This is a genomic window from Sphaerospermopsis aphanizomenoides BCCUSP55 (assembly GCF_001586785.1).
In the GTDB taxonomy this organism is placed as follows: Bacteria; Cyanobacteriota; Cyanobacteriia; order Cyanobacteriales; family Nostocaceae; genus Sphaerospermopsis_A; species Sphaerospermopsis_A aphanizomenoides_A.
Genome location: NZ_LUFH02000019.1, coordinates 54,930 through 64,014, shown reverse-complemented (window position 1 = coordinate 64,014; position 9,085 = coordinate 54,930). Strand labels below are relative to the sequence as shown.

Below are 9,085 nucleotides of genomic sequence, written 5' to 3'. Positions count from 1 at the left end.
CCCCAGTCCCCAGTCCCCATTGTGCGGCTATCCGTAGCAAAGCTTAGTCGCTAATAAATCACGATTTAGATAAATTAGATTCAGTTCATAGTACCTCAGCAGGTTGGATTCAGAATAATGGATTTTGGTATCGGGTTTCTCTCGAACAACGTAATGCTGCCAATCATAGATTTTTTCTATGGTATTTTTCCTAGCTATGGATTGGCGATCGTTGCTCTAACATTGATTATCCGCTTTGCACTTTATCCCCTCAGTGCTGGCTCGATTCGCAGTATGCGACGGATGCGGGTTGTCCAGCCTGTAATGCAAAAGCGAATGGCGGAAATCAAAGAACGCTATAAAGATGATCCGCAGAAGCAGCAAGAGGAAATGGTCAATGTCCAAAAAGAATTTGGCAACCCCTTAGCTGGATGTTTACCGCTGCTGTTACAGATGCCAGTTTTACTAGCACTGTTTGCCACTTTGCGGGGTTCACCATTTGCGGGAGTTAACTACTCGGTTAATTTGCAAATCTTCCCCTCCGAACAAATCGAACGCATTCAACCCCAAGCCTTTGCCACTCCTCCCCAAAATATTTATATTGCCGATGGGGATCACACAAAAATTACCGCTATCCTCCCTGGTGGTAACAAATTGGCAGTGGGAGAAAAGACAAAGATTCAGTATCAAACACTGGAGGGCAAACCCTTTGATTCCCTCTTAGCAGAACATCCAGAAACCAAATTAACTCCTGAATGGAAAGTTATTAAAGGAGACGACAGAGTTAAAATTGATGCTGAAGGCAATATCGAAGCCTTACAACCAGGAGATGTGACAATTCAAGGCTCAATCCCTGGACTGGCAGCAGATAGAGGATTTCTGTTTATTGATGCTTTAGGTAGGGTAGGGGCAATCGATCCCGATGGGAAAGTCCATTGGGATATTGTAGCCATGATTATCTTCTTTGGCATCAGCCTTTATGTTAGCCAAATGCTCTCCGGGCAGAACTCCAGTGGTGGTAATCCGCAGCAGGATACAGTTAACAAAATCACCCCAGTCATCTTTTCAGGAATGTTTTTGTTCTTTCCTCTGCCCGCTGGTGTACTGATGTACATGGTCATCGGTAACATTTTCCAAACCTTGCAAACCTACATTCTTTCCCGCGAACCTCTACCGGAGGAATTGCAAAAAATTGTAGCTATTCAGGAGAAGGAAAAACAAGCAGCAACCGCAGAAGCTAAGACTTTGCCCTTTGAACCAAAAAGTTCTAAGAAAAAGGCTACAGGTTGATGATTATGAGTGACGTTTCCATGCAGCTTGGCGAAGAATGGTTAAAACAACTGCTGCAACTCACTGGTATCTCTGCTAATGTTCAGGGTAATGTGGGGGTTGCTCCATCTATTGGGGCAGACTCTCAACCATCTGATAGCTATTGGTTGACCATTGATGAAACCAATTTGATGCCAGAACAAATCAGAATGTTGATTGGTACTGGTGGTACTGTATTAGATGCAATGCAGTACCTAGCAAATTCGGTGCTGAATTTACATCAACCAGAGCATGAACAGGCATCGTATACCATTGAGTTGAATGGCTACCGCGTCAGACGACAAGCGGAAATTAGTGCTTTAGCAAGAACAGCAGCTCAAGAAGTGCGATTTTCTGGTCGAGAGGTGGAAATTAGATCCCTCAGTTCGGCAGAAAGACGACAAGTTCACAACTTTTTGAAGGAATTTCCTGATTTGGAAACTTTCAGTCGTGGTAAAGAACCCCATCGTAATTTGGTGGTTCGTCCTGCCACTGAACCACCAACAGATCCTGGCTATTAAATATAAGCATTCAGCTATCAGCGGTCAGCAGTCAGCTTTTTACTTTTTCAAGCTCACGCCTAAACTGACTATTTGATAATTTAGGTATTTATCAAATATTCTGACTCCTGAATTCTTATTACAATCAAAAATGTAGTACAGCAGTGGACAAAGCGGTGAGGACATTCTGAAAATATCAACGTCAGCGATGACAAGGTTTTTACATTTGCCTCTTGCCTCTTGCCTCTTGCCTCTTGCCTCTGATTAACCATAATTTTGCGTGAGGATATCTCACAAATCATAATGGACGCTATTTTTATTCCGCAGCTAACCAAAGCCCCGGAGCGGACAGAGGAAGTTCAAGTTGACGAGTTTCTGCCCGGACTGGAAACATTAACCCCGGTGCGTGGAACTATCCGCGTGCAGCATCAGGGTAATTATTTAGAAGTTTCCGGTCAGGCAGAAACAATTATTACTTGTACTTGTAACCGCTGTTTGCAACAATATAATCAACGTTTGGCTGTTAATACTAAAGAAATTATTTGGTTAGATGCAAATGCTAATCAGGCTGAAGACTTACCTTTAGAAAGGGAAGTGGCTATAGAAGATTTAGTGGAAACTGTGCCTCCTGATGGTTATTTTTATCCTAGTGAATGGCTGTATGAGCAAATGTGTTTAGCTATTCCTCATCGTCAGTTGTGCGATCGCAATTGTCCAGGTATTGTAGATACTGTTGCTAGTAGTTCTGAACAGATTGTTGATAGTCGTTGGTCTGCTTTGCAAAGTTTGAAAAAGCAACTTCCAGAATAGCAAAATCAACTCAAGTAAGGAATTTGAGTTATGTCGAGTGAAACCATCACGACTCAAGGACAAGTAACTATCCCTAAAGAAATTAGAGATTATCTCAACCTTGACACAGGTAGCAAGGTTGATTTTGTCATTGATGAAAATGGGATAGTCAAGCTTATTCCTTTGAATGTTCCAGTTCAACGTTTATCGGGTATTTTACATCGTCCCGGTATGACTCCCGCAACTTTAGAGGAAATGGAAGAATCAATTAGAGAAGGATCAAGTGATTGGAGTTGATACAAATATTTTAGTGCGCTACCTGACAAAAGATGATGAACAGCAATGGGAAAAAGCTACTGAAATCATTGAAGGTGGAGAACAATGTTTTGTCGCTAATATAGTTCTCTGTGAATTAGTCTGGGTTTTACGCGGTAAACCTTATCAATTTAATATAGAAGAAATCAGCACAACTTTGGAAATGATGCTGCAATGTTCAGTGTTTGTATTAGAAAAGCGCGCTTTGGTTTATCAAGCACTAGAGCGATTTAAACAAGGAAGTGCAGATTTTTCTGATTTTTTAATTGGTGCGATCACTCAACAGTCTGGTTGTAGTATAACAGCAACATTTGACAGAAAGTTAAGCGGTGAGAAAGGTTTTGAACTGCTAGATTAGCCAGTTAGAAAGTGCAAGGTTTTTGAAGGTCAGGGTGACAAGATCGAGCATTTTGAGGATTAAATATAGAGAAATTGGTTACTAACAGATAGCCTAAACTCTTGCCTCTTGCCTGCCTACACGAGAAGACTTTTATGCCTAACGGCACGCTACGCGAACAGTAAACCCTAAATTAGCTGTCAGGTGCGTCAGGAAAATAGTCCCTAACACACCATAAACTTTGAAAAAATGTGGGTAAAGCTGTTGTTTTAGTGCCGTCATGTCTACAGGGCTTTACCCACTCTAAAATTTTTCGTGATCATCTTTTTTTGGAAATCCCTTACAGGATAATGTCCGACGCTAGGATTGAAGTCAATCCATTGACTTGAATTTCCATATCAGCAGTGGAGTTTAGATCACCATTGATTTCTGCCTGTAAGAATAGGTTGCCTCCACTAGTAAAGAAGCGTACTTGAGGACCACTTCCATTAAATGCTGAACTACCAATGAAGGTGAAGGCTTGATCACCTGCCAGTGAGATATCAGCATCTATGGATGATAAGTCAATTTTGTCAGTCCCTGATGTGAAATCTATGAGAAGATCCCGTGCTACACCTACTTGACTTTCAGCAGTAGCAAAGAACTTGTAGATATCGTTGCCTATGCCGTCAGTCATGGTGTCAGTACCCAAACCACCAATCAGGGTGTCGTTGCCATCTCCACCGTTAATTGTGTCGTTGCCAGCACCAGTGTTGATGATGTTATTACTAATATTACCAGTGATGCTGTCGTTACCTGCACCTGTGTTGACATTCTCAAAATTAATTGCCGTTTCACCCACAAAGTTGGTGACTCCAGTGGTCATGTTGAGTACATAAGCACCTGCAAAGAATGTGACATCAAGGGTATCTGTACCTGTACCCCCATTCATCACATCTAGTCCAAATCCACCATCAATTGTATCGTTGCCATCTCCACCATTAATCGTGTCGTTGCCATCTCCACCGTTAATCGTGTCGTTGCCAGCACCAGTGTTGATGATGTTATTACTAATATTACCAGTGATGCTGTCGTTACCTGCACCTGTGTTGACATTCTCAAAATTAATTGCCGTTTCACCCACAAAGTTGGTGACTCCGGTGGTCATGTTGAGTACATAAGCACCTGCAAAGAATGTGACATTCAGGGTGTCTATACCTGCACCCCCATCCATCACATCTAGTCCAAATCCACCATCAATTGTATCGTTGCCATCTCCACCATCAATTGTGTCGTTGCCATCTCCACCATTAATCGTGTCGTTGCCGCTATTACCGTATAGGAGATCGTTACCCAACGATCCTATGAGAACATCATTCCCATTATCACCAAGGATAATATCGTCTAAGCTAGTACCAGTAGTAGTATTGTTGTCAAGCAGGTTGCCATCAAAAATGTCGGTAAAAATTGGGTTAGGCATAATTTTCTTTAAATTTTTGGACTGTGATATTACTTACAATTTTTAGTTTTCAAATTCCGCATTAGTGGAAAATAAAATTAGCACTTACGTGCAATACGGCAAAAAACCTGATTTTTGCGTAGTGGTAATTCATGAATTACCTTTACTTTCGTTATGTTTTGCGTAATTCCTCAGATTGAGATAAATAGTTTGAGACGACTGAATATGAAAATAACTTTCTAGTTGTTAGACACTATACAACCCTTAACAATAGGAGAAGAACTCAACACCACTAACAACTACATCATGAACTTCCGCGACGAATTCAAACTCCTCCTCCGCGCCCGCTACCCGCTAATTTATATCCCCACCTACGAAGAAGAACGAGTAGAAACTGCTATCCGCGAAGAAGCGACAAACCAAGGAAATCGCCCTGTTTATACCTGGGATTTTGTTGATGGTTATCAAGGAAACCCCAACGATGCGGGTTTTGGGAAGCGCAACCCCTTACAAGCTTTAGAATTTATCGAAAAATTACCAGCTTCCGCCCCAGCAGTCTTAATTCTCAGGGATTATCACCGCTTTTTAGATGATGTGGCGATTTCTCGCAAACTTCGCAACTTAGCCAGACTGCTGAAATCTCAACCGAAAAATATTGTTTTATTATCACCACGCATCGCTATTCCTGATGATTTAACGGAAGTGTTGACGGTGGTGGAGTTTCCCTTACCAGCCGCACCGGAAATTAAAACCGAAGTAGAACGGTTATTACAAGCAACTGCTAACTCACCTTCTGGTAAATTTCTGGATGACTTGGTGCGTTCTTGTCAAGGTTTATCAATGGAACGGATACGCCGAGTTTTAGCTAGGGCTTTATCATCCCACGGAGAATTACAACCAGAGGACGTGGATTTAGTTTTGGAGGAAAAACGCCAAACTATCCGCCAAACCCAAATCCTGGACTTTTACCCAGCCACTGAGCAAATTTCTGATATAGGGGGACTTGATAACCTCAAAGATTGGCTGATTCGACGGGGTGGTTCATTTACAGAACGAGCGCGACAGTACGGATTACCGCACCCCCGTGGTTTAATGTTGGTGGGTATTCAGGGAACTGGTAAATCTTTAACAGCAAAAGCGATCGCTCATCATTGGCATTTACCTTTATTACGCTTAGATGTGGGGCGCTTATTTGGTGGTTTAGTCGGTGAATCAGAATCCCGCACCCGGCAAATGATTCAAGTTGCGGAAGCCCTTGCACCTTGTGTTTTATGGATTGATGAAATTGATAAAGCTTTTTCCGGGTTGGGTAGTAAAGGTGATGCAGGAACAACAAGTCGAGTATTTGGTACATTTATCACTTGGTTAGCAGAAAAAACTTCCCCTGTGTTTGTCGTTTCCACCGCTAACGATATCCAAGCCTTACCGCCAGAAATGTTGCGGAAAGGGCGATTTGATGAAATTTTCTTTGTCGGTTTACCCACCCAAGAAGAAAGAAAAGCCATTTTTAATGTTCATTTATGCCGATTGCGTCCCCATAACATCAAAAGCTATGACATTGATAGATTAGCCTACGAAACTCCTGATTTTTCTGGCGCTGAGATTGAACAAACGTTAATTGAAGCGATGCACATCGGTTTTAGCCAAAATCGTGACTTTACCACCGATGATATTTTAGAAGCTGCTAGTCAAATCATACCTTTGGCGCGAACTGCGGTTGAACAGATTCAAAAACTGCAAGAATGGGCTGCTTCGGGTAGGGCGCGTCTGGCTTCCAAGCATAGTTCTTTGAGTGAACGCATTCAACGCCAGATGTAATAATAATGAGCTATCAGCCATCAGCTATCAGCCATCAGCAAGAAGAAAAAGCTGACCGCTGATAACTGATCACTGATAACTGACCACTGACAACTAACTAAAGGATATAACTATGCTTTCTGGCTTGCTTAAACTTATACTTGGTTTTTTATTGGCGATCGCAGTTTTATTAGGTAGTGGACTAACAATAGCTCTTTATTTTGTTAATCGTACCGCCATACCGCCTGAAAGACCCACATTTGCTAATGATAATCCCAAACCCAAGCCTGACAAACCAAAAGTCACTCAGGTAAAAGCCACATCCACGGCCAAGCCTAGTCCTAGTCCCAGTCCCAGTCCTAGTCCTAGTCCCAGTCCTACTGAATCACCTAATTCATTACCACCAGGAGCTTACCGGGGTGTTGTAAGTTGGCCTCAAGGTTTGAGTATGCGAGATCAACCAGCACAAGATGCTCAAAGTGTGGGTGGGGTTGGTGCTAATCAAAAAGTGATTATCTTAGAAGAAAGCTCAGATAAAAATTGGCAAAAAATTCGTGTTGAAGGTACTGATAAAGAAGGTTGGGTAAAAGCAGGTAACACTAAACGAGTTGAAGAAGAACAATAAATAATTCAAAATTCAAAATTCAAAATTCAAAAACTCTGTTCTATGCCCCATATCACCTGCTATAATTTTGTCCAACTAAATAAGATTTGCTGATTTTATGCGGCTTATATGCTCTCAGCATCCTTGTTGCTTCCTCTGCGGAAAGGGGATGACTAAAAAGATAGCCTTGCATAACTTCACATTCCAGAATTCGCAATAAATTGAACTGTTCTTCTGTTTCGACTCCTTCGGCTACTACTGCTAAATTCAGTCCATGCGCTAAAGCAATGATCGCTGTTGTAATGGCTGTATGATTATCGTCATTCACTAGATCACGAACAAAAGACTGATCAATTTTTAAAGAATGAATGGGAAAGTCTTTGAGATAACTAAGAGAAGAATATCCTGTACCAAAGTCATCTATGGATATAGTCACTCCTATTGCATCTAATTCTCTCAAAATTTTTTGAGTTAATTCTACATCTTGCATAGCGACAGTTTCAGTAATTTCTAATTCTAAATACTTGTGTTCCAAGTTAGTTTCTGATAGTATCTGTTTCACCATGCTGACTAAGTTAGGACGCTGAAATTGTCTGGCTGATAGATTGACAGCGACTGATAAAGATGATAATTGCAAACTTTGTTGCCAAATCTTATTTTGTAAACAAGCAGTTTTTAAAACCCATTCAGAAATTGGTAAAATCAACCCAGTCTCTTCAGCAATAGGAATAAAAGTAGCTGGTGGAATTAAACCTAGTTCTGGATGTTGCCAACGCAGTAGAGCTTCCATTTTGGTAATTTCACCAGTAAAACTATTAACCTGTGGCTGGTAGTAAACTTTAAATTCTTGTCGTTCTAAAGCATTGTGTAAGCTATTTTCTAAAATGAACAATTCTGTAGCTTGCGAATTAATATCTGCGTAATATATTTTATAGTTATTGCGTCCTTTTAATTTCACGCGATATAATGCAGCTTCAGCATTTTTAATCAAGGTTTCTGCATCTTCTCCGTGTTGGGGATACAAAGCAATGCCAATACTCAGGCTAATATTTAAGTGGTGATTATCTATTTTAAATCCTTGTTTAAAAACCGTGAATATGCGTTCTCGAATGAGATCAACTTCATTCATTTCACTAATTTCTGGTAGCAGAATAATGAATTCATCACCTCCCCAACGAGCAATTGTATCACCTGGACGCAGACATTGCTTCAGGCGTTGGGCAACCATTTGTAATAATTTATCACCAATGTTATGACCTAAACTTTCATTAATTTTTTTAAAGCGGTCTAAGTCTAAAAAACATACTGCCGACCTATGATGATGACTAACTTTTGTCAGACTTTCAATCAGTAAATTATTAAATAATACTCGGTTGGGTAAATTAGTCAAAAGGTCATATAAAGATTGATATTGAATGGTCTTTAATGCTAATTTTTCAGCAGTGATATCACTAAAAATCCAAATTACACCAATTTTTTTTTCACTAATTTGTTGCTGGTAATAAACATTAAATACTCTTCCATCTTTAAACAAGATGGTTTGATTAATTTCATGGAATTGAATCTCTGGATTTTGATTTAATTTTCTAAAAATTGACAAATAATATCGAGGATTTTCCAGTTGTTTGATAGCGATTCTTAAAAACTGTTTGTACTTACCTGATTTAATTAAAAACTCAGGTATACTCCACATATCCAAAAATTTTTGATTAAATACGGCAATTTTATCTAGGCTATCTACTAATAAAATAGCATCTGTAGTAGATTCTAAGGTTAATTTTTGCAAAAATAGAAATTTATCTAATTCGGTTTGTATGCGTTGTCGTTCAGATGTTTCTGTTTCTAATTTTGTTGCTAAGGAGTATTCTGAGTTGGTTATGTCTATATTTAAATCCTGATATTTTGTAGCTTGTTTATTACTCAATTTTGGCACTAAAAAACAGAGGGTTGATAATGCAATTAATTGAATTACTAGGCAGGTGATTACCCCTATTATTAAAATTATCATCTTAGTTTTG

At 40.0% G+C, this 9,085-nt stretch carries 9 protein-coding genes; 7 read left to right on the top strand and 2 right to left on the bottom strand.

All coding sequences use genetic code 11. The features are described from left to right. The first annotated feature begins 117 nt into the window (after window positions 1-117). The 5 genes from yidC (at window position 118) to A0J48_RS07135 (ending at window position 3,249) form a co-directional block, all read left to right on the top strand. Window positions 118-1,269 (top strand): membrane protein insertase YidC, encoded by a 1,152-nt coding sequence (gene yidC, locus A0J48_RS07155; protein WP_200321662.1) that lies wholly within the window; start codon window positions 118-120, stop codon window positions 1,267-1,269. 5 nt (window positions 1,270-1,274) lie between these two features. Beyond that, a complete protein-coding gene (locus A0J48_RS07150; RefSeq protein ID WP_200321660.1) occupies window positions 1,275-1,808 on the top strand; it encodes a Jag family protein in 534 nt (177 codons plus the stop codon). Between the two features lie 282 nt (window positions 1,809-2,090). Further along, entirely contained in the window at window positions 2,091-2,597 is a 507-nt protein-coding gene (locus tag A0J48_RS07145) for a YceD family protein (RefSeq protein ID WP_200321658.1), read from the top strand. A 30-nt stretch (window positions 2,598-2,627) separates the two neighbouring features. Further along, on the top strand, window positions 2,628-2,873 hold the full coding sequence (locus tag A0J48_RS07140; protein ID WP_200321656.1) for an AbrB/MazE/SpoVT family DNA-binding domain-containing protein: 246 nt from the start codon (window positions 2,628-2,630) through the stop codon (window positions 2,871-2,873). Next, a complete protein-coding gene (locus A0J48_RS07135) occupies window positions 2,860-3,249 on the top strand; it encodes a PIN domain-containing protein (protein WP_200321654.1) in 390 nt (129 codons plus the stop codon). Before A0J48_RS07140 ends, A0J48_RS07135 begins: the two co-directional genes overlap by 14 nt. A gap of 319 nt (window positions 3,250-3,568) precedes the next feature. Here the strand turns inward: A0J48_RS07135 and A0J48_RS07130 are convergent, their stop codons facing one another. Further along, on the bottom strand, window positions 3,569-4,687 hold the full coding sequence (locus A0J48_RS07130; protein ID WP_200321652.1) for a calcium-binding protein: 1,119 nt from the start codon (window positions 4,685-4,687) through the stop codon (window positions 3,569-3,571). Window positions 4,688-4,972: 285 nt separating this feature from the next. On the opposite strand from A0J48_RS07130, the gene A0J48_RS07125 reads away from it, so the two are divergent. Together A0J48_RS07125 and A0J48_RS07120 are read left to right on the top strand one after the other, a co-directional pair. Further along, the gene (locus tag A0J48_RS07125) at window positions 4,973-6,484 is read left to right on the top strand and encodes an AAA family ATPase (protein ID WP_200321669.1); all 1,512 of its coding nucleotides are present in this window, start codon (window positions 4,973-4,975) and stop codon (window positions 6,482-6,484) included. A gap of 112 nt (window positions 6,485-6,596) precedes the next feature. After that, a complete protein-coding gene (locus A0J48_RS07120; RefSeq protein ID WP_200321650.1) occupies window positions 6,597-7,088 on the top strand; it encodes an SH3 domain-containing protein in 492 nt (163 codons plus the stop codon). Window positions 7,089-7,140: 52 nt separating this feature from the next. Here A0J48_RS07120 and A0J48_RS07115 read toward each other — a convergent pair whose 3' ends face one another. Then, the gene (locus tag A0J48_RS07115) at window positions 7,141-9,075 is read right to left on the bottom strand and encodes a sensor domain-containing protein (RefSeq protein ID WP_200321648.1); all 1,935 of its coding nucleotides are present in this window, start codon (window positions 9,073-9,075) and stop codon (window positions 7,141-7,143) included. Window positions 9,076-9,085 lie beyond the last annotated feature (10 nt).

Bases quoted from the DNA above. Each gene is read 5' to 3' on its own strand.
- yidC (WP_200321662.1), top strand. From the start codon at position 118: ATGGATTTTGGTATCGGGTTTCTCTCGAACAACGTAATGCTGCCAATC.
- A0J48_RS07115 (WP_200321648.1), bottom strand. From the start codon at position 9,075: ATGATAATTTTAATAATAGGGGTAATCACCTGCCTAGTAATTCAATTA.
- A0J48_RS07145 (WP_200321658.1), top strand. From the start codon at position 2,091: ATGGACGCTATTTTTATTCCGCAGCTAACCAAAGCCCCGGAGCGGACA.
- A0J48_RS07140 (WP_200321656.1), top strand. From the start codon at position 2,628: ATGTCGAGTGAAACCATCACGACTCAAGGACAAGTAACTATCCCTAAA.
- A0J48_RS07125 (WP_200321669.1), top strand. From the start codon at position 4,973: ATGAACTTCCGCGACGAATTCAAACTCCTCCTCCGCGCCCGCTACCCG.
- A0J48_RS07130 (WP_200321652.1), bottom strand. From the start codon at position 4,687: ATGCCTAACCCAATTTTTACCGACATTTTTGATGGCAACCTGCTTGAC.
- A0J48_RS07120 (WP_200321650.1), top strand. From the start codon at position 6,597: ATGCTTTCTGGCTTGCTTAAACTTATACTTGGTTTTTTATTGGCGATC.
- A0J48_RS07150 (WP_200321660.1), top strand. From the start codon at position 1,275: ATGAGTGACGTTTCCATGCAGCTTGGCGAAGAATGGTTAAAACAACTG.